Annotated in this window: 15 protein-coding genes; 7 read left to right on the top strand and 8 right to left on the bottom strand. The window is 66.5% G+C overall.

Features of this window, described 5'->3' with window-relative positions:
* Positions 1-55 precede the first annotated feature (55 nt).
* The gene (locus tag V6V89_RS14505) at positions 56-508 is read right to left on the bottom strand and encodes a nuclear transport factor 2 family protein (RefSeq protein WP_334619618.1); all 453 of its coding nucleotides are present in this window, start codon (positions 506-508) and stop codon (positions 56-58) included.
* A gap of 200 nt (positions 509-708) precedes the next feature.
* On the opposite strand from V6V89_RS14505, the gene V6V89_RS14500 reads away from it, so the two are divergent.
* A complete protein-coding gene (locus tag V6V89_RS14500; protein ID WP_334619617.1) occupies positions 709-2,658 on the top strand; it encodes a glycosyl hydrolase 53 family protein in 1,950 nt (649 codons plus the stop codon).
* Positions 2,659-2,768: 110 nt separating this feature from the next.
* On the opposite strand, the gene V6V89_RS14495 is transcribed toward V6V89_RS14500, so the two are convergent.
* The 4 genes from V6V89_RS14495 to V6V89_RS14480 all read right to left on the bottom strand — a co-directional run bounded on the left by V6V89_RS14495 (position 2,769) and on the right by V6V89_RS14480 (position 9,665).
* A complete protein-coding gene (locus V6V89_RS14495; RefSeq protein ID WP_334619616.1) occupies positions 2,769-4,247 on the bottom strand; it encodes a family 43 glycosylhydrolase in 1,479 nt (492 codons plus the stop codon).
* A 236-nt stretch (positions 4,248-4,483) separates the two neighbouring features.
* Positions 4,484-6,643 (bottom strand): CBM35 domain-containing protein, encoded by a 2,160-nt coding sequence (locus V6V89_RS14490; protein ID WP_334619615.1) that lies wholly within the window; start codon positions 6,641-6,643, stop codon positions 4,484-4,486.
* Between the two features lie 11 nt (positions 6,644-6,654).
* A complete protein-coding gene (locus V6V89_RS14485) occupies positions 6,655-8,385 on the bottom strand; it encodes a right-handed parallel beta-helix repeat-containing protein (RefSeq protein ID WP_334619614.1) in 1,731 nt (576 codons plus the stop codon).
* A gap of 32 nt (positions 8,386-8,417) precedes the next feature.
* The gene (locus V6V89_RS14480) at positions 8,418-9,665 is read right to left on the bottom strand and encodes a cellulose binding domain-containing protein (RefSeq protein WP_334619648.1); all 1,248 of its coding nucleotides are present in this window, start codon (positions 9,663-9,665) and stop codon (positions 8,418-8,420) included.
* A gap of 123 nt (positions 9,666-9,788) precedes the next feature.
* On the opposite strand from V6V89_RS14480, the gene V6V89_RS14475 reads away from it, so the two are divergent.
* Complete coding sequence (locus tag V6V89_RS14475) at positions 9,789-9,959, top strand: hypothetical protein (protein WP_334619613.1); 171 nt, start codon at positions 9,789-9,791, stop codon at positions 9,957-9,959.
* Between the two features lie 83 nt (positions 9,960-10,042).
* Here the strand turns inward: V6V89_RS14475 and V6V89_RS14470 are convergent, their stop codons facing one another.
* Genes V6V89_RS14470 through V6V89_RS14460 form a run of 3 tightly spaced genes read right to left on the bottom strand, consistent with a single transcriptional unit; the run spans position 10,043 to position 13,232 of the window.
* The gene (locus V6V89_RS14470; RefSeq protein WP_334619612.1) at positions 10,043-10,918 is read right to left on the bottom strand and encodes a carbohydrate ABC transporter permease; all 876 of its coding nucleotides are present in this window, start codon (positions 10,916-10,918) and stop codon (positions 10,043-10,045) included.
* Positions 10,915-11,862, bottom strand: a complete 948-nt coding sequence (locus V6V89_RS14465) for a carbohydrate ABC transporter permease (RefSeq protein ID WP_334619611.1) — start codon at positions 11,860-11,862, stop codon at positions 10,915-10,917. Before V6V89_RS14465 ends, V6V89_RS14470 begins: the two co-directional genes overlap by 4 nt.
* A gap of 20 nt (positions 11,863-11,882) precedes the next feature.
* Positions 11,883-13,232: an ABC transporter substrate-binding protein gene (locus V6V89_RS14460; protein ID WP_334619610.1), complete on the bottom strand. Its 1,350-nt coding sequence runs from the start codon at positions 13,230-13,232 to the stop codon at positions 11,883-11,885.
* A 342-nt stretch (positions 13,233-13,574) separates the two neighbouring features.
* Here V6V89_RS14460 and V6V89_RS14455 point away from each other — a divergent pair, with 342 nt between their 5' ends.
* The 5 genes from V6V89_RS14455 to V6V89_RS14435 all read left to right on the top strand — a co-directional run bounded on the left by V6V89_RS14455 (position 13,575) and on the right by V6V89_RS14435 (position 20,109).
* Positions 13,575-14,675, top strand: a complete 1,101-nt coding sequence (locus V6V89_RS14455; RefSeq protein WP_334619609.1) for a LacI family DNA-binding transcriptional regulator — start codon at positions 13,575-13,577, stop codon at positions 14,673-14,675.
* A 436-nt stretch (positions 14,676-15,111) separates the two neighbouring features.
* Positions 15,112-16,659, top strand: coding sequence for a family 43 glycosylhydrolase (locus V6V89_RS14450; RefSeq protein WP_334619608.1), 1,548 nt, complete (start codon positions 15,112-15,114; stop codon positions 16,657-16,659).
* A 51-nt stretch (positions 16,660-16,710) separates the two neighbouring features.
* Entirely contained in the window at positions 16,711-18,216 is a 1,506-nt protein-coding gene (locus V6V89_RS14445) for a family 43 glycosylhydrolase (RefSeq protein ID WP_334619607.1), read from the top strand.
* 198 nt (positions 18,217-18,414) lie between these two features.
* Positions 18,415-19,221, top strand: a complete 807-nt coding sequence (locus V6V89_RS14440; RefSeq protein WP_334619606.1) for an SAM-dependent methyltransferase — start codon at positions 18,415-18,417, stop codon at positions 19,219-19,221.
* Between the two features lie 192 nt (positions 19,222-19,413).
* Complete coding sequence (locus V6V89_RS14435) at positions 19,414-20,109, top strand: DUF899 family protein (protein WP_334619605.1); 696 nt, start codon at positions 19,414-19,416, stop codon at positions 20,107-20,109.
* Positions 20,110-20,150 lie beyond the last annotated feature (41 nt).

The raw sequence follows: 20,150 nt of genomic DNA, 5'->3' as shown, positions 1-20,150 counted from the left end.
GCCGTCCCAGTTCGACGGCGACCGCATCGCCTTCCAGCGCGGCGCCCAGACCGAGTCAGGCCGCGCGGAAGGAGGCCATCGTCCGGTTGGGCTCCCAGTACGCCTTCATTGACGTCACCCGTCCGTGGTCGTCGACGACGTACACCATGATCAGGTCGGTGGTGGCGTGGCTGCCATCGGCGAGGCTCGCCTTGATCTTGCCGATGTTGGCGCATGTGTTGCTGCCCGGGTTGGCGAACGAATCGTCGATGGTGAACTCGAACTTGGCGACGGGGGCGATCGCCGATCTCCAGAAGGCGGTGAGGCCCTCGTGCCCACGGTGGCCCTTGCCCTCCGGGTCGAACATCGACGACCCGACCGGGTCCTCCAGGACCGCGTCCTCGGCGTACACCGACAGCCACCCGGCGAGGTCGCCCCTCGCGACGGCGGAGTAGGAGCGCTGCGAGGCGGCGCGGGCAGGGTGCGGGTCGTTCGGGGCGTTCCAGATCACCGCGTCGGACGCAATCATGCGCATCATCGTACGACAAAGATTAGAACACGTTCCATTTCGCGCACCCGGGCCCGATTGCCCCCGTTCACGGTCTAGACGGATGAGCCGGCGTACGAGAGAGTATCTGTCGATTGACAGTTATGAGTCCGACAGGGGCATCAGCTGTCACACCCCATAGGGTCGGCCGCGCGCCACGTGAACGACATGGAGGCTTGAAAATGACTGCCAGCGGATCGGTGCAGTTAGTGAAACGATTCAAGGTCGCCCCGGAACGAAGGCGCGCCCGCGTCATCGTCGGCCTGATAACACTCATCACCCTGATCAGCACGGAAGTACTCATAGGTCCCGCGCCAGCACAGGCGACGTTCGGCACCGCCGACATCAAGCCCATCGAAAGCAACATCGCCGCCAAGTTCTGGGCCTCGGCGACGGCGAGCAGCGGCTCGGCCACCGCCAGACTGGCAATCGATGGCGACCCGGCGACCGTCTGGTACGCGGATGGTCCTCGCGCCCGGCAGCAGCTGACCGTGGACCTCGGCGGCGCCTACGACAACCTGCGAAAGGTCAAGGTGGTCTTCCCGGACCGCGGTGCCGCGTACCGGTACGTCGTCGAGGCTTCATCCAACGGCCGCCGGTGGAAGACGATCGCGGACGAGTCCCACAACCGCACCGCGTCGAGGGGGCAGGTGCACCTGTTCACCCGGCCCGGAACGCGGTTCGTGCGCCTCACCTTCACGGGTATGTCCGGCCGCGCCAAGGTCGGTGTCAGCGAACTCCAGGTCTTCAACTACCTGCGGGACGATCTCATCCTGGGCGCCGACATGTCCTGGATGGACGACTACCAGGACCGGCAGTACTGGGTCGATCCCCTGGCGGCCGACCGGGGCGCAGGGCCGCACCTGCTCGACGTATCCAAGGACCGCGGCATGGAGTACGCCCGGCTGCGAATCTTCAACGAGCCCAGGAACGAGAGCACCGGCGCACTGACGCCGATCCCCCGCCAAGGCCCGGAACGCTCACTGGCGTCAGCGCGCTCGATCAAGGAACGGGGCATGGGCCTCGGGATCGACTTCCACTACGCGGACTCGTGGGCCGACCCGAGCAAGCAACCGAAACCACGTGCCTGGGCCGAGCTGGAGTTCGACGACCTGACCGAAGCGGTGTACGACTTCACCGCCGACTACCTGCGCCAACTGATCCAGCAGGGCACCACACCCGACAAGGTCGCCGTCGGCAATGAGATCATCAACGGCTTCATGTACGGCAGCGAGGCGTCCATCATCGGCACGACCGCTCCGCCGTACTTCGTCAACCAGGCCGACATCTACCAGTCCAAGCCCGGCGGCGGGCTGCTGTGGCAGTACTGGGGATCGACCGACCCGGTCCAGCAGCGGCTGTACGACGAGGCGTGGGACCGGTTCACGACGCTCGCCGCGTCCGGGATCAAGGCCGTCCGCGACGCGTCACCGAAGTCCAAGGTGGAGATTCATGTGATCGTCGGCCCGAACCGGCTCGCGAAGACCATGGAGTTCTGGCACCAGTACCTGACCCGCGTCAAGGCCAAGGGTCAAAACCCTGACGTGCTGGCCATCTCCTACTACCCCGAGTGGCATGGCACCCCCGAGGCGCTGGATGTCAACCTGCACACGATAGCGACCACGTACCCCGAATACGAGATCGACGTCGCCGAGACTTCGTATCCCGCGTCGGGCGGCAACGGCTCGCCGATGCCGAACTCCCCCTTCCCGCGCACGATCCAGGGCCAGGCCGACGCCATCCAGCGGGTCTTCCAAGCCGCCAACGACGTGGTCGACAACCAGGGCACCGGCGTGCTGGTCTGGGAGCCGGCCGGATGGCAAACGATGTTCCGGGCCGTCCCCGAACTGGCCAACACCTGGGAGCCACACGCGTCCTTCAATGTGTACAACGCCAGCCGCGCCAAGCACATCCTTGAGGACACCGTCTACCTAACCACCAAGGTGGGCCGCGCTCCGGAGCTACCACGCTCCATCCACGTGCTCACCACCGCCACCAACAAGCGCACCCATGCCCGGGTGCACTGGCAGCCGCTACCAGCCGGCGCGACCGACGCGCCCGGTGAGGTGATCGTCACCGGCACGACGGCTCTAGGACCGGTAACCGCGGTCATCGACGTTGTCGGGAGATGACGGAGCAGCAGGGTTAAAGCCGGCCACGGTCGGCAGCCGACAACCGCTGGGCGGCGAGCACGCAGTGCTCGTCGCCCAGCGGCCATGTGGTCGGGCGGGAGCGAGCACGGTCAGGCCGGTTGGAGCTGCCACTGCTGGCAGTCGTTGGACTGCCAGGTCAGCTGCCGCACGTCGGCGCCGTCGGCGGTGCCGCAGTTGACGACATTCGCCACCTTTCCGCTGCTGACGTTCTCCAGCCGCACCCAGCCGCCGGGAGCACTGATGACCACGCGGAACTTCTGGCAGTTGTTGTTGAGCCACGACCACTGCTGGATGTTGGCGCCGTCTGCGCCGCTGCAACTGTTCACGTCGAGCACCTTGCCGCTGGCGACGCTGACGAGCCGGTTGGTGTCGTTGCCGAGGTCCTCGATCCGCCACCGCTGGTTGGCTGCGCCGTTGCAGGTCCACTGGATGACGTCGGCGCCGTCCGCGCTCGAGGCGCCGGAGACGTCGAGGCACTTGCCGCTGTTGCGATTGACGATCCGGTACGCCGTCGGCGTGGCCGCCGTCTCGCCGGCCGGCCCGTCGAGCGTGGTGCCCAGTGCGACCGGTGTCCCGAGGTTGGGCGTGCCGTTGGCGTTCCAGGTGAACTTCTGCGCCCGCGCGGTGCGAGCGCTGCCGCATCCTTGCGAGGCGGAGCTGTTCGCGTGGTACACGATCCAGTTCTCGGTGCCATCGGGCGAGGTGAAAAAGCCGTTGTGGCCTGGACCGTACACGCCGGCGGCGTTGTTGCGCTGGAAGATCGGGTTGGCGCTCTTCGTCCACGAGCCGGCCGACAGCGGGTCACCACCGGTATACGTCAGCAGGCCGAGCTTGTAGTCGGCGGTCTGGCAGGAGCTTGCCGAGAAGACGACGTAGGTCTGTCCGTTCCGCTGCAACGCCACCGGGGCCTCGTTGACCGGCGCGCCGGACCGCTCCCATGCGTGGGTGGGCTGCGAGATCAGGCTGAAGGAGCCGCTGACCGTGTACGGGTTGCTCATCGGCGCGATGACGAGGCCCTGCGCGCTGCCGTTGATGAAGCCGCTGCCCAGCAGGTAGAGGGAGTTGTTCAGGCGCAACACGCTGGCGTCGATGAGCCAGCCGCCCGGCGTCAGGTTCGAGCCCGTGAGCATGTTCCGGTACGTGTAGGGCCCGAGCGGATCGGTACCGGCGCTCTCCAGCACATGCGTGCGCTGGGTGTCGCAGCAGGTCGCGCCGACTCGCGCACCCGAGTAGTACACGTACCAGCGGTCATTGATGAAATGCATCTCGGGCGCCCAGAAGTTCGTGCCGCGGGAACTGGTGGCGTCCCGCCAGATCTGCACGGACGGCGCGGTCGCGAGGCCAGCGAGCGTCGGTGACTTACGCATCGACAGGACGTTCGTAAGCGTGGTGCCCACCAGGTAGTAGTCGCCGTTGTAGAAGGTCAGGTACGGGTCGGCGGCCTTGACCGATTTGATCGGGTTGGTAAACGGGCGGCCAGGTGCGGCTTCGGCGGGGGCCGCGATGCCGACCGCGAACGCGGTGAGCAGGGCAGCCGTGGCGGCGAGCCAGGCGCGAGCACGGAGCATGACGTGCGGTCCTTTCGATGTGGGTGCCGCGTCGCTCTTGGTCTGGTCGTCGCTGCCCGCCGTCACCGAGCGCGGCACACGACCAGACCAGCCGCCGCGGTTGACCGGGGTGTCAAGCGCCAGCGCGTCCGCGGCCCCGCTGGCCCGGTCGGCGGGGCCACGGACGCGCTGGCTTACCAGGGAGAAGGTCGGTTTTCGCAGGCGGTGGTCAGGTGACAGTGCATCGGACGGGGACGTCAGGCGGCGCCGACGTTGAGGTAGTCGATGTTGGGTAGGCCGTCGGCGACGGTCGGACTGAGCTGGATGGTGTTGCTGCCGGCATTGAGCGATGCGGCGAGGTTCTTGGTGGACCATGTCGTCCACCCGCCGGTGCTCTCGAACGAAACCGTCGCCACCGTCGAACCGTTCACGATCAGGTTCGCCGCCCGCGGACCGCTGCCGCCGTTGGCGAACCGCACTCCCAGCGTTACGGTGCCGGCCGCCGCCGCGGTCGCCGTGAACTGCGCGTACGAGCCGACCGCGTTGGTGCCGTTGCAGAATCCGGCGCCCGAGAAGCCGGCATGGTTGGAGTCGATCGTGCCCTGGCATACCGCCGGTGCGGTCTCTGCCTCATACCGCTGCCCGGTCGGCGGCGGCGGGTCGTCGCCGGACGTCCTGACCAGCGCGAGGTCGTCGACGGTGAGGGTTCCGCCGCTGGTTCGGATGGTGACGGTGGCTGCGCCAGCGGCCAGCTGGAATTCCGCGGACTCGCGCCGGGTCCAGCCGCTGGATGACGGGATGCTCAGCGTACGCGTGGCGCCGCTGGCGTCGGTGACCGACAGCTGTGCGCCGCTGATCGAGCCAGCGGTTTTGGCGTAGGTGGACAGCTTGTAGGTGCCGGCCGGCACGGTGATCTGTTGCCGGACGCCAGCCGATCCGGAGCCGAGCTGCAGCGCAAAGCGGCTGCCGTTCGCGCCAGGGCTGACGTTGGTCACGCTTCCACCGGTATTGGTCCAGCCCCGCACCTGGGAGACGGTGACGCGGTCGGCCTGAATGTTCGGGTTCAGGAGGTAGTTGTTCTGCGGCCCGACCCGCCACTCACCGGTCGTGGCGTTGAACTGCCACTGGGTCATCGAGTGGAACTGGGGCCGTGCGCCGGTCCTGGTGATCGGCACCCACTGGTTGTAGCCGATACCGTTCCACGCGAAGTCCGCCCACCGGTCGCCGGCGTAGATCACCGTGTTTTGCTTGGTGCCCTTGACCGTCACGAAGAACCCGGTCTGGGTCACGTGGCTGTAGTCCATCTCCGTGCCGGCCAGGACGTACTCACCCGAGTAACCGCTCTGAACACTGCTCGACTCCATCACGTAGTTGACTGACGTGTTCCAGCCGTGCAGGTCCGACGCCGCGTGGTAGTACTTGCCGTCGAGCTTGAACATGGCGTTGCCCTCGCGCCCGTTGGAGTTACGACCGATCTCCACTCCCGGTTCGATCCGCAGCGAGTCGGACTCCCTGAACTTGCTGACAAAGGCGCGCGAACGTCCTTCGCGGTTGGAGAAGATCAGGTAGTCCTTGCCGTCCTCATCGGTGAACACGGTCTGGTCCCCGGTGCCCGTGGTCGGCGAGTTGACGACCTGGGTCTGGAAGTAGGCGTAGTCGAAGGTGTCGGTGGGCGAGTCGCCTTGCAGGAACAGAACCCCGTGCCCGCCTCCGACGTAGGCCTGGGTGGCGAGCACGTACTTGCCGGTGTTCTCGTTGTACGAGACCCCAAGCCGCCCAACCCAGCCCGCCTGACCGAGCGTGGCGCCGTTTTGGATCGGGGTCGAGCGCGTCGCGACCCGGTTCTCGAACTTCCAGTTGACCAGGTCCTTCGAGGAGTACACCGGGATCGAGCGGAACGAGACCTGGTCGTCGTACTTGCGTGTCGGGTTGGCCCGGTAGCTTTCGGCGCCCAGGTAGTGCACGCCGTACCAGTAGTAGGTGTCGCCGAACTTGAAAACGCCCCCACCCTGCGAATAGATGGGGTTGCCACTGGTGTCGTTCCAGAACGTGTTGTTCGTGATGGTCTGGAACGTGCCCTCGTCGGCGGCCTCCAGCTCGGCTGCGGCGCTCATCAGCGCCGTCTTGGCGGCGGCGACTTCCGGTACGGTCGCCGACGCGTCGGCGGCGACCTCGGTTGCGGTGTCCAACGCCTTGGCGAAGGGTGTCCAGGAGTCGCCGGTGTACTTGCTCGCGGAGCGCGTCTTGTAGTCCGCGACCAGACTCCCCAAGCCCTCCAGAGGCCCGGCCGAAGCGGTCTCACCGCTGGTCGTCGTCGCCGCCGTGGCGAAGCCACCGGCCGCCGCCACCGACATGAACAGCATCGCGGCGGCGACGAGTGCTCCTCGTTTCAGTGTCTTACGCGTGGTACGCATCATGGTGTGGCCTTTCAACCGTTGGCGTCGAGGTAGTCGACGTTGGGCAGTCCGGCTGACGTGGTCGGATCCAGCCGGATGGTGTTGTTGCCGGTGTTGAGCGAGACGGTCAGGGTCTTGGTGACCCATGTCGTCCACGCGCCTGTGGGTTCGAACGAGACCGTCCCCACCGTGGCCCCATTGACGATGACGTTCGCCGGTCGCGCACCGCTGCTGGCGCCGTTGGCGAACCGGATCGCAAACGTCGCTGTGCCGGCCGCCGACACGTCGACGGTGAACTGGGCGTAGGCGCCGACCGCGTTGGTGCCGTTGCAGAAACCGCTGCCGGAGAAGCCGGCTTGGTTGGAGTCGATCGTGCCCTGACACACCGCCGGCGCGGTCTCCGCCTCGTACCGTCGCGTGGATGGCGGTGGTGTACTACCGGACTCGAAGGCGCCAAGGTCCGGTGCCGCCCCGTTGTAGGGCAGGCCGAGGTTGGTGCCTTTGTCGATGAGGGTGCTGCCCGCCGCGAGGCGCAGGTGGGGCAGCACGGGCAGGCTGCCGTCGGTCTGGCGGGGCGCGTCCCAGCCGGACGTCGACACGCTTTGGAACTGCGCGTCCGACAGGGTGATGCCCAGGTTCCAGGAGTTGTACGAGGCGTTCGTACCGTTCATGTTCGATGTCGCGGTGCCGGAGTAGGCGATGTTGTTGCGCAGGTTGCCCCGGCCGACGGCGGCGCCACTGGAATCGATTCCACGCATGTCGAAGTTCGGGCGGTTCGCGTAGCCGGTGTTGTTGAAGTAGTCGTTGGCCACCGGGTGGTGGTTGGAGTAGAAACCCGCCGCCTTGTTGGCGAACGCCACCGAGAAGCGGACGGTGTGCTTGACCGCGCCGGAGTCCCACTCGGCGCCGAAGCCTCCGACCTTGAAGCCGGCGCCGTTGCCGGACGACGTCGTCGTACCCGGCACGTACCCGTTGCGCCAGGCCCACGAGTGCTCGATGGTCACGGGCGAGTAGGTGGAGATCAGGTCGAACCCGTCATCGGCGTTCCACCACGCGCGGCAACCTCGGAACACGTTCGCCGGACGGCCAGCCGGCGTGTAGTGCGAACCGAAACCGTCGGCGTTCTCACCCGGCCCGTCCGAGCTGCGCAGGTCATAGTTGTCGTGCGAATCCGTGTTCAGGACGAGGTTGCCGCCTCCACCGTTGATGAACAGCCCGGTCCCCATGTGGTGATGGGTGTCGATCTGCTCGAAGACGTTGTTGCTACCCGAAACCCAGATCCCCCATGACTCAGCGTTCAAAGTATTGTTCTGCGGCACGCCCCTGACTTCCAGCCCCTTGAGGTGGATGTAGCTGCCCGTGACGCTGAATCCCTTGATCCGGCAGTCGTCCGTCATCCGGGAGAAGTCGAAGACCGGCTTCTCGCCCGGATGGGCCCAATAGCGGATGGGATTGCCTGAAGTGCCGCTCTTGTTCAGGGTGATCGCGTCGACTCGGGCCGTCCGACTCGAACAGCCGCTGTTCGCGCGGGTATAGGCGTAGGTGCCGCCCCGGAAATAGACCGTGTCTCCAGACTGGACAGCCGTCTGCGCACGGGCGATCGACGCCCACGGGGCGGCCTGCGTGCCCGCGGCGCTGTCACTGCCGTTCGGGGCCACGTAATACACCTGACCGGCCGCCGCGCCGCTCGTCGTCGCCGAAACCGCGACGACCGCGAAAGGACCCACGGTGACTGCCGCGATCAGCGCAATCGCACGTCTCATCATCCACTCCAAACAAAGACGGGCATCGACTGCTACGGCGTGGTCGCAGTCAGCGAGGGAGTCGACGGGGAGCCCGTCCCGGTGAATCCGAAGGTGGCTGATGTGTTGGCGGCCAACGACCCGTTGTAGGAGGCATTGCGAACCGTCACCTCCGAGCCACTGGTGCTCAATGTGCCGTTCCAGAGCTGACTGATGGTCTGGCCGCTCGCCAGGGTCCACCGGACGGTCCAGCCGTTGATCGGCGAACTGCCCGCCGTCACCGTCACCTCGGCCTGGTAGCCACCCTGCCAGCTGTTGACGGTCCGGTAGGTGGCGCTGACCGCGCCGCCGGGTGCCGGGGTCGTCGGGGGAGGTGTCGTCGGGGGGGCCGTCGTCGCCGGTGCCGAGGTCGGAGTCGTGCCCAGATTGGCTTCCCATCTGGTGTTGGAGCCGGCTGCGTCGGATGGGAGGCGGTCGCGGGCGGCGGTGTCGCCGTACATGCTCCAGCGTGCCCAGTCGACGACGGTGTTGGGGAAGCGGTTGTCGCTCCAGAAGCTGGTGTGGCTGCCGCCGACGAAGGTGAGGAAGGCTTTGGGTGCGGGCATCTCGGTGTACGCCTGCCGGGCCGAGGAGTATTGCGTGGTCGAGTCGCGGTCGCCGTGGACGAACAGGACTTTGGCCTTTACGGAGCTGGCGGGGTTGCCCATGTCCACGCATGATTGCGGGTTGGCGGAGATGATGCGGCTGTCGGGCCAGGAGGTGAGCAGGCCGTGGGTGGTCATGCCGCCTAGGGAGTGGCCTGATACGCCGACACCGATGCTGGTGTTGATGTGTCCGGCCAGCGGTCCGCTGCTGTTGAGGGCGAGGGTTCGGGTCAGGATCTCGGAGACGTCTTTGGACGTGTTGCCGTTGTTGACGTCGCTGAAGTTGTGCTGGAAGTGGGGGGCGGGGACGATGAACCCTGCCGCGGCTAGGGCGCGGATGATGAACAGCGAGTTTTGTGGGCTGCTGCCGTAGCCGTGGGTGAAGTTGTAGACGGGGAAGATCCCGGCGGCGGCGGGGGCGTCGGTGACGGGGTTGCCGCCTGGGGTGCCGGTGGCGGGGTAGTAGACGTAGGTGGTGCATGGGCGGCTGCCGCGTGTCCAGTTGTATCGGCGTACTCCTACCCTGAATGGTGTGGTCGGCGCGGTGTCCAGGGTGTTGACCGGTGCGGCGTGTGCCTGCCAGGTACCGAGCAGGGCCGCGCCTCCCACGGCCGCCGCGCCTGCGGCGCTCGCCTTCAGGAACGTACGTCGTTGCATCGACACGATCACTCCTCGCGTGGGGTTAATGGCCTGCTGACAGGCCCTGTGAGCGCTCCCATTGAGACGTGTCAAGAAGTGTTACGGGCGAGCGCTTGATTGTCAATCGATAGTCCTCGACATGTGCTTGGTGCCCGGCCTTCGTACACCGTGCTGGACTCGCTGCCCGTGGGTGCAGCCGCCTGCATGATCCCCGCCGGCGAGAACAGCACCGGCGGCGGAGACCTGGGCGAGTTCTACCGGGTCAACCGGGTCCTCGACTGGGACGCCTTCACCGTGGCACCAGGTCCGTAACCGGTCCGCAGGGTGCCCAGACCGGACGGTCCGGGCACCCTGCTGCTGATCCGTTCCTACGGAAGCCGTCCGCGCCGGGACGGCTATCTGAGGGAGCCCATGGTGAGGCCGCCGCGCCAGTACCGTTGGAGCAGGAGGAACGCGATGATCAGCGGCACGATCGCGACCAGCACGCCCGTCACGATGACGTTGAACAGCGCCGGCCCGGCGTTGCCTAGCGTCGCTGCCAGATACCACGACCGCAGCCCGACGGTCAGAGGGTAGAGCTTGTCGTCGCTCAACATCACCAGCGGCAGGAAGAAGTTGTTCCAGGTCGCCACCATGGTGAACAACAGCACTGTCACCAGTGCGGGCCGCATCATCGGCAGCGCCACGCTACGAAATACCCTCAGTTCGCTCGCGCCGTCCAGACGGGCCGCCTCGAGCATCTCGTCTGGCACCGAGTCGTGCACGTACACCCGTAGCAGGTAGACGCCGAACGGGTTGAGCAGCGAAGGCAGGATGACCGCCCAGATCGTGTCGGTGAGCCCAAGCCGGCTCATCAACAGGTAGGTCGGCAGCACGAGTGCGGTCGCGGGGACCATGATGAGGCCCAGCAACAGTGAGAACAGCAGGTTGCGGCCGGGGAAACGCAGCTTGGCGAAGGCGTACCCGGCGAACGCCGCGACGGCGGTAGCCCCGACGCCGCATACGATCGAGTAGAACGCCGAGTTCTGCAGCCAGATGAAGTAGATGCCGTCGCCCTGACTGAACAGCACCCGTAGGTTGTCGAAGAACTCGTTGCGAGAGGTGAACCAAAGCGGGGCGGTGTTGAACAGGTCGTCGTTGTCCTTTGTGGAAGCCACCACCAGCCACCAAAACGGTAGCAGGAAGTAGGCGGCCATCAGCGCCATGATGGCGTGGGACAGCATCCGACCGCCGGCGCGGCGCGGCTTCTCAGAGGCGTTCGGAGTGCTCACCGCAGCGCGCTCCTTCGGCGGTTCACGAACAGGAATATGTAGGACCCGACGAAGACCACCGCCCCGAGCAGGAACGAGATCGCCGCCGAGTAGTTGTACTGCTGGTATGAGAAGGCTTGGTGGTACGCGTAGATGTTGGGTGTGTAGTCGTTGGTGATGGCGCCAGGGTTCAAGGGCTGGAGCATGAACGGCTCTGCGAAGAATTGAAGGGTGCCCACGATGGTGAATACCGTGACGAGCACGATGGCCGCCGACACCATGGGCGTCTTGATGCGTAACGCGATCTGGACCGGGCCGGCACCGTCCACCTTGGCCTGTTCGTAGATCTCGCGGGGGAGTCCTTGGAGAGCGGCGTACAGCACGATCATGTTGTATCCGGCCCACTGCCAGGTCACGATGTTGCCTAGCGAGGCGAGGATGGTGTTTCCGGTCAGGAAGTTGATGTTCGTCAGCGAGCTCAACGGACCGGTGTTGGGGCTGTAGAGAAAGCCCCACATCAGGGTGCCGATGACCGCCGGTACCGCATACGGCACGAACGCGGCGAGCCGGAACAGCCGCGCGAAGCGTGAGGTGACCCCGTCGACGAGCAGTGCGCCGAGCAGTGCCACGCCAATCATCACCGGCGTCTGTAACGCGCCGAAGATCAGCACCCGCCAGACGCCTGCGCGGAATTCTGGGTCGGCGAACGCCTGCCGGTAGTTCCCGAGGTACGCGAACACCTCGCCCTCGACGAGGGTGGAGCGATATAGGCTGATCTTGAACGCGTATCCCAGCGGCAGCAGCAGGAACGCGACGAGCAGGACGGTAAACGGAGCGACGAAAAGCCACCCCGTCACCGCCTGGCGGTCTAACCGGTGCCGCCGGCCCGCGCCGGACGGCATGCTCCCCCCGACCCGGACGGCGGATCGTTCCGCCGCCGTCGTCAACGGGTCATCGATGGTCACTGTCCTGCTCCGTCCGCCGCTCATTGGGCGACTTTGAAACCCTGCTGGCTGGCGTAGGTCGTCACGTTCCTCTGCACCGTGTCCAGCGCGGCTGGCCAGGATGTCTTCTTCTCGACCGCCTGCCCGATCGCGGCCGTCAACTGGCTGAAGTTGTAGCTGTTGAAAGGGCTCCAGTCGAACGACTCGATGCCGTTGTAGGCGGGGACGAAGATCTCGTTGACCTTCTGGCCACCGAAGAACTCGTACTCCTTGTTCCGGAAGTAGTCCCACTCGAGGATGGAGGTGGCGGTGGGGAAGAGGAACGCCTTGTCGATGCCGATCTTCCAGGCATCTTCGTTGGACCCGAAGATCTCCATGGCCACCTTGGTAGCCTCCTCAGGGTGCTGCGTCTGGTCGGTCACTGCGAATGACGACCCGCCCCAGTCACCCTGCGCGTTCTCGCCCGCGTTCCACTGTGGAAGTGGCGCGGCGCGCCACGTGCCGGTGGTGGTCTTGGCGACGCTCTGCAGATAGCCAGGGCCCCAGCCGGCGGCCAGATAGGTGGCGTACTTGCCGCTGGCGAGACCATTGTAGAAATCGGTAGTACCGAAGGCCGTGGTGTCGGCGAGGCCACTGTCCACCATGTCCTCCCAGTACGCCATCGTCTTCTTCGCGGCCGCGTCGTTCACACGGACCCCGACCTGTGACGGGTCCGCGATGGAGTAGGTGTACGGGCGGGCACCGGCCTGCCACATGAGTCCGGTCATGAACCCGCCGTCGTTGGCGCCGAAGTCGGTCATGAAGCTGGTCTTTGAGGCGGCCTTCAGCTTCTGCGCCTGTTGTTTGAATTCGTCCCAGGTCTTCGGCACGGTCAGCTGGTACTTGTCGAAGATGTCCTGCCGGTACAGCATCGCCATCGGGCCCGCGTCGACAGGGATGGCGTAGACCGCGTCACCCTTGCTGACCTGCTTCCAGGCCCAGTCGACGTAGTTGTCCTTGATGTCGTTGGCGCCGTACTTTCCCATGTCTACCAGGTGTTTGGTGAGCTGGAACGTCGGCAGTTCCTGGAACTCCAGCATCACAACGTCCGGTGCGCCCCTGCCGGCTTTCAGCGCGGTCTGCAGCTTGGTGTACTGGTCCTGCCCGGTGCCCGCGTTGGTCCAATCGATCTGGATGTCCTTGTGCGTGGCGTTGAACAGGTCGACAACGGGTTTGAACTCGGGGTACCAGGCCCACACTTTGATGCGAACCGGGCCGCCGGCCGTACCCTCGTCGTCACCGCCGAATCTGCCACAGGCGGCGAGCACTGTGACGGCCGCGAGCGTCGCGATAACGCTCCTGATAAAAGAACGTGCCGGCCTACGTTCAAAGCTGAGGTACCTGGCGCTCACGTGGTCCCTCCTATTGGGTCTGAGAAGGCGCACTCCATACCTTGTGCGGGGACAGGCGGCCGCGGACTGGCACACGGGCCGGCCGTCAGTCGTGGAGCCCGCGTCGCGCGGACGCAAACGGCTTCTCGCCGCCGCGGGTTGTCCCGCGGCGTTCTGCTTGCTCCGGGGTGGTCGGGGGCAGATCCACCGGTTTCCGGTAGAATTTTGCAGCGCTGCAAACAGCATGCATGGACACCTGATGGACGGCAAGAGGCAACGTGCCGGAAACTTGCCCACGGGGGCGCGCGGCATGGTCCGGGTGGCGAGCGAGCCGGCGGCGCACCTCGATCGCGAAAGGGCGGCATGCGAAGAGAAGTCACTCTCCGCGACGTGGCGGCGCTGGCCGGAGTGTCGAGCCGCACCGTGTCCAACGTGGTGAACGGCTACGCCAACGTCACCGAACGGACCCGACAACGCGTCGAGCGCGCCGTCCAGGAACTCGGCTACCGGCCCAACGTCCTTGCCCGCAACCTGGCGCGCGGACGCAGCGGTCAGATCGCGGTCGTCGTGCCGTATCTCGACACGCCCTACTTCGCTGAGCTGTTGCAGGGCATCATCCGGGCCGCTCGGGTCCAGGGCTACAACGTGCTGATCGACCAGACGAACGGCGACCCCGACCACGAGCGGATGCTCATCACCCGCGGATCACGGGAGCTGCTCTTCGACGGCGTCATCTTCAGCCCGCTCGGTCTGTCTCAGGAGGCGCTCGCCGACCGTGACCCAGAACTGCCGCTGGTCATCCTCGGTGAGCGGGTCAGTGACGGTTCCTTCGACCACGTCGGCATCGACGACGTCGCCGCATCCCGGCAGGCCACCGAGCACCTGCTCGACCTCGGCCGCCGACGGGTCGCGGCGATCGGCGACCAGCCCTACCCGACCGGCGAGGCGGCACAGCTGCGTACGCGAGGGTTCCGGGATGCCCACGAGCGCCGCGGTTTACCGGTGCACGAGGAGCTCGTCATTCCGACGCCGCGCTTCAACCGCGCCGATGGCGCCGGTGCCACAGCGCACCTGCTGGACCTGCACGACCCGCCGGACGCGGTCTTCTGCTACAGCGACCTGGTGGCATTGGGCGCCATCCGCACCCTCGTCTCTCGCGGCCTGCGCGTCCCGGAGGACGTGGCCGTGATCGGATACGACGACATAGAGGATGGCGCCTACTCCAACCCCACCATCACGACTATCTCGCCCGACAAGGACATGATCGCGTCCACGGCGGTCGAACGGCTGCTGCTGCGCATCTCCAGCCGCACGCCGCCGCCTGGACTCGAGCTGCGGGCGCCGCACAAGCTGGTCGTCCGGGAAAGCACCGCCGGGCGTGCCGCTCCGGCATCGGGCCGTCGCGCGTCCGCGCGAGCTGGCAGCCCCATGGCGAGCCGGCCGAGTCGCACCCGTCGAGACTGACGCCCCGGCGCTGCGTGCCGCTGCCGGCGTAGTGGCGCTAACAGGACGTAGTGGCCCGAGTGCGAAGCTGGAGATGGAGCTAGGAGACGTGGCCGTGCCGAGGTTTCCCAGCCGTCTCTCTTGCATCTAGATGGGCATCGATGCATGCTGTTTGCAGCGCTGCAAAGGTAGTGGCGCCAAAGACAAGCCCCCGCGCCCACGGCCAGGGCAGCCGTAGGCGCGCCGTCTTCGGCGTGCACTCGAAACGAGGGAGCCGTTCGCTTCGAGGCCATCGGCGCCACATCTGCCTTTCGCTCCGCCCCTGGTCGGTGCGCGTGCGAAACGGATCGACCATGTCCGAGGCCTGCGTACCGCCGGAGCCCTAGGTGGAAGGGGGCGCCACCTCGGTCGATTGTGAACGTTAACACTGACGCCCGTCCACGGAAGGAACCCTTAGATGAATAGATCTGACACGGCCCGGCGTCGCCGGCGGTGGTCGGCTGCGGCGGCGGTCGTGGTCGGTGTCGTCGCGGCAGCCTCGACCGCCGTGGTTACCCACGGCGACGCGTACGCGGCGACGATCGATCCGAACGCTTGGTACCAGATCGTCTCGCGGCACAGCGGGCTCGCGCTGACCATCAGCGGGGCATCCACCGCTGATGGCGCGGGGCTGGTGCAGACCACCCGCGGTAGCCAGACGAGCCAGCAGTTCCAGTTCGTCAGCTCCGGCGGCGGCTACTACCGGCTCCGCGCCCGGCACAGCGGAAAGGTCCTGGACGTGTATGAGCGTTCAACCGCGGACGGCGCCAACGTGGTCCAGTGGAGCGATCTCAACGGGACCAACCAGCAGTTCTCCGTACCGGACACCACCGCGGGATTCGTCAAACTAGTCAACCGGAACAGCGGCAAGGCGCTGGACGTGTGGGAGTGGTCCACCGCCGACGGCGGACGGATCGCGCAGTACACCGACACCGGCGGCAACAACCAACAATGGCAACTCGTCAACGTGAGCGGTGGCGGGCCGACCAGTACCCCATCAACCCCACCGGCGACCCGGACGTTCACGAATCCGGTCAAGCGGAATGGGCCGGATCCGTGGATGACGTATCACAACGGCTACTACTACCTGGCCACCACGACATGGAACTCGACTATCACCATGCGTCGGGCCACCACGCTGAGCGGCTTGGCGGCGGCGCCCGACCAGGTGGTGTTCAACCTCGCCGGGCGGGCCAACGGCTGCTGCAACATGTGGGCGCCCGAGTTCCATCTGCTCAACGGACCGAACGGCCAGCGCTGGTACCTGTACTACGTGGCCGGGCAGAACGTCGCCGACTACAACCCGACGCAGCGGTTGCACGTGTTGGAAAGCGCCGGCACCGACCCGATGGGCCCGTACACGTTCAAGGCAGACCTGGGCAACGACTGGCAGTTGGACGCCAGCGTTTTGCAGGCCAACGGCAACCTCTACCTCATGGGTACCTACGGCGGTGATGGCGCCGGGCAGAGCAACTTCATCCAGCGGCTGAGCAACCCCTGGACGCTGACCGGCTCCCGGGTACGGCTCAGCTCGCCGACGCTGAGCTGGGAGCGGCAGACCGCCCCGGTCAATGAGGGTCCCGAGCCGCTGTACCACAACGGCCGGGTCATGGTCGTGTACTCCGCCAGCGCGTGCTGGGGACCGGACTACAAGCTCGGCCTGCTGACCCTGACCGGCAATGATCCGATGAACCCCGGGCACTGGACCAAGCACCCCAACCCGGTGTTCCAACGCAACGACGCCAACGGCGTTTACGCACCAGGACACAACGGGTTCTTCAAGTCCCCGGACGGCACTGAGGACTGGATCGTCTACCACGCCAACAGCTCGGCCTCCGGCGGCTGCGACATGAACCGCTCCTCCCGCGCGCAGAAGTTCACCTGGAACGCCGACGGCACACCGAACTTCGGAACCCCCGTCAGGCTCGGCGTGACCCTCGCCGCACCATCCGGCGAATCTGGCTGACCGTATGACACGCCAAGCCAGTCACACCCACAAGAGAAAGGAGCCACGCCGATGCTTCGTCGGCTGACTACCCGACGCCGCAAATATCTGGCCATGGCGTCGGCGACTGCGGTCGTCGCAACCGCGCTCGCGGCCGCATCGGTCATCTCTCCGGTGGCCAACGCGGCGACGATCGATCCGTCGGCGTTCTACCAGCTGGTAGCCCGGCACAGCGGCAAGGCGTTGACCATTGCCGGCGGGTCGACGGCCGACGGTGCTGGCGTGGTCCAGCAGAGCACCGGGGCGGGGGCCTCCCAGCAGTTCCAGTTCGTGGATGCCGGTGGTGGGTTCTACCGCCTTCGGGCCCGGCACAGCGGCAAGGTGATCGACGTCGAGGGCAGGTCAACGGCGGACGGCGCCAACGTGATCCAGTGGTCCGACACCGGTGGGACGAACCAGCAGTGGTCGGTGGTGGACACCGACAGCGGCTACGTTCAGCTGATCAACCGCAACAGTGGCAAGGCGCTGGATGTGTGGGAGTGGTCCACCGCTGACGGCGCCCGCCTATCGCAGTACACCGACAGCAATGGCAACAATCAGCAGTTTCTACTGGTCCGCGTCGGCGGGGCCTCGCCTAGCCCATCGACCCCATCGGCGACCGGGACACCGACGGTGCCACCGGCGTCGTACCCGAACCCTGGGGCGATCAGCGGGGACACAGGCGCTCACGACCCTACGGTGGTCAAGACTCCCAGCGGTGGCTACATCCTCGCCGCCACCGGCCGCAACCTGGCGCTCAAGACCTCGACCGACCGCCGGACCTGGCGCGGCGCCGGCGCGGTGTGGCCGAACGGTGCCCCATGGACCACCAGCTACACCAATGGCGGCGCGGACCTGTGGGCGCCGGACATCTCCTACCACAACGGCCAGTACTACCTGTACTACTCGGCCTCCACATTCGGTTCACAGCGCTCGGCGATTTTCCTGGCGACCAGCTCGACCGGTGCGTCCGGTTCCTGGACCAACCAAGGGCTGATCATTGAGAGCAGCGCGTCGGTCAACTACAACGCGATCGACCCGAACCTGATCGTGGACGCCGGCGGGCAGTGGTGGCTGTCCTTTGGCTCGTTCTGGTCCGGGATCAAGATGATCCGGCTCGACCCCGCCACGGGTAAGCGATCCACCAGCGACACCGCGGTACGTTCGCTGTCCGGCCGGCCTAGCAACGGCGGTGCGGTCGAGGCGCCGGTCATCTACCAGCGCGGCGGCTTCTACTACCTGTGGGTCTCCTTCGACCGGTGCTGCCAAGGCGCGTCCAGCACCTACAGGATCATGGTGGGCCGGTCCACGTCGATTACCGGTCCGTACACCGATCGCAACGGTGTGGCGATGACCTCCGGCGGCGGCACTCAGGTCTTGGCCGGACACGGCTCCATCCACGGCCCGGGCCACCAGGCGGTCATCGCCGACAGCGACGGTGACGTGCTCTTCTACCACTACTACGCGAACAACGGAGCACCGTTCCTGGGCATCAACCGCATCGGCTACGACTCCGCCGGCTGGCCCTTCGTCTACTGACCCAGCACGACCCGGTTCCAGGGAGGCGGTCGCGACACGTTCGCCGCCGCCTCCCGACCGGTATTCCGCCCGGCGCCGTGCCCCCCACTCCCACCCATTGACGCCAGTCCCGCCGTGGCGTTGCCCTGTCGTCGCGCTCCAGTACTGTGGGCAAGCACGCGTCCGGTGATCGAGCCGGAGGGATTTGAGGCAGGTGTGATGGATCGTCCGGAGTGGGCACCACCCGATGTGGACCTCAACACCCCGTCAGCGGCCCGGGTGTGGGACTTCTTCCTCGACGGTGCCCACAATTTCGCGGTGGACCGGCAGGTGGCCGCCGAAGCGATCCGGTTCAAGCCGGACTTGCCCGAGCTGGCCCGCGCGGTGCGAGCGTTCCTGCGGCACAGCGTCCGCCTGATGGCGCATGCCGGGATCGACCAGTTCATCGACGTGGGCGCCGGCCTGCCCACCGTCGGCAACGTGCACGAGGTCGCGGCGCGCGTCAACCCGCAGGCCCGGGTCGTCTACATCGACCGGGACCCGGTCGCGGTCACGCACGGTAAGGCGATGCTGGCCGGCAACGACCGGGTCGCCGCGATAGCCGGCGATATCCGCGACCCTGCCGCGTTCCTCAAATCGCCGGAGCTGTCCCGGCTGATCGACTTCGACCGACCGGTCGGTCTGCTGCTGTGCGCCGTCCTACACTTCGTCGGCGACGACGCCGACCCGGCCGGCTGCGTGGCCACCCTGGTGGAGCGGATGGTGCCGGGCAGCTACCTGGCGATCCAGCACGCCACTCACGACGCCCAATCCGCCAACACCATCCAGATGCTGAAGTACTGGAACTCCCAGTCACCGGAACCGATGACCTGGCGCACCCGCACCGAGATCGCCGCCTTCTTCCACGGCTTCACGCTCACCGAGCCGGGCCTGGTGGAGCTGACCAGTTGGCTTCCCGACGAGCCGGCCGGCGCGGATCCCGCACGGTTCGCCTCCTACGCCGGCATCGGCCGCAAGAACCCGTAGCACCGGTCTACCCCGAGCGGGCCACCCCGTTCTGGAGGGTCAGTGTCGATTGCCGTTGTCGCACGCCATCGTGCTCGTCCAATCGTGCCGAGCGTTTCCCGCTCCGGCACGTGGCCGCCAGTTACGACCCCCCGGCGGGATCCTCGGGTGTCTGTAGTAGAAGGCCAGTGTGTGTCAAGACGAACGAGGGAGATGTTGATCTTGACTGCTCTGCCACCCGTTGTCGACTCCGCTACGTGGCGCGAGGCGCTGGACGAGCTACGCGCACGCGAAAAGGCAGCCACCAGGGAGCTCGACGCGGTCGCCGCTGCTCGACGCAGGCTCCCCATGGTGAGGATGCCTGAATACACCCTGGTCGGGGCCGAGGGACCGGTCCGGCTCGTCGATGTCTTCGACGGCAAGTCGCAGTTGATCGTCTACAACCACATGTGGGACCCCGACCCGAACGCCGAGTGGCAGTGCGGCGGCTGCACCAGTTTCACGTCGTCGTTCACCCGGCTGGACTTCCTCGACAACTACGACGCGCGATCCGTGATCGTCACCCAGGGACCGATCGAGGCGGCCCTGGCCTACGCCGAGCGCGTCGGCAACAAGATGACGTGGTACTCCACCGCCGACAGCCCGTTCGGGGGCGACGTCGACGCACCACCCGGTGGCGGGTTCGCGGTCAACGTCTTCCTGCGGGACGGCGAGACCGTGTACCGCACCTGGCACACGAGCGGTCGCGGAGTGGAACAGCTCACGTTCACGTTCGCCCTGGCCGATGTGTTGCCCTACGGGCGACGGGAGCAGTGGCAGGACTCCCCGGAAGGCTGGCCGCAGGGGCCGACGTACAGCGCCTGGCTCGACTCTCCCGACGTCGCCCGCTTGTACGGTCCCGCCGACTGACGCGTGGAGCGCAGAGCCTGGGAGACTGGCCTGCGACGACG

This window comes from Micromonospora sp. CPCC 206061 (assembly GCF_036906915.1).
Lineage (GTDB): Bacteria > Actinomycetota > Actinomycetes > Mycobacteriales > Micromonosporaceae > Phytohabitans.
This window is presented reverse-complemented; position numbering and strand designations above follow the sequence as displayed.

Excerpts from the sequence above, each read along its gene's own strand:
- V6V89_RS14490 (WP_334619615.1), bottom strand. The coding sequence starts at position 6,643 with ATGATGCGTACCACGCGTAAGACACTGAAACGAGGAGCACTCGTCGCC.
- V6V89_RS14440 (WP_334619606.1), top strand. The coding sequence starts at position 18,415 with ATGGATCGTCCGGAGTGGGCACCACCCGATGTGGACCTCAACACCCCG.
- V6V89_RS14435 (WP_334619605.1), top strand. The coding sequence starts at position 19,414 with ATGTTGATCTTGACTGCTCTGCCACCCGTTGTCGACTCCGCTACGTGG.
- V6V89_RS14485 (WP_334619614.1), bottom strand. The coding sequence starts at position 8,385 with ATGAGACGTGCGATTGCGCTGATCGCGGCAGTCACCGTGGGTCCTTTC.
- V6V89_RS14445 (WP_334619607.1), top strand. The coding sequence starts at position 16,711 with ATGCTTCGTCGGCTGACTACCCGACGCCGCAAATATCTGGCCATGGCG.
- V6V89_RS14505 (WP_334619618.1), bottom strand. The coding sequence starts at position 508 with ATGATTGCGTCCGACGCGGTGATCTGGAACGCCCCGAACGACCCGCAC.
- V6V89_RS14455 (WP_334619609.1), top strand. The coding sequence starts at position 13,575 with ATGCGAAGAGAAGTCACTCTCCGCGACGTGGCGGCGCTGGCCGGAGTG.
- V6V89_RS14500 (WP_334619617.1), top strand. The coding sequence starts at position 709 with ATGACTGCCAGCGGATCGGTGCAGTTAGTGAAACGATTCAAGGTCGCC.
- V6V89_RS14495 (WP_334619616.1), bottom strand. The coding sequence starts at position 4,247 with ATGCTCCGTGCTCGCGCCTGGCTCGCCGCCACGGCTGCCCTGCTCACC.
- V6V89_RS14480 (WP_334619648.1), bottom strand. The coding sequence starts at position 9,665 with ATGCAACGACGTACGTTCCTGAAGGCGAGCGCCGCAGGCGCGGCGGCC.
- V6V89_RS14450 (WP_334619608.1), top strand. The coding sequence starts at position 15,112 with ATGAATAGATCTGACACGGCCCGGCGTCGCCGGCGGTGGTCGGCTGCG.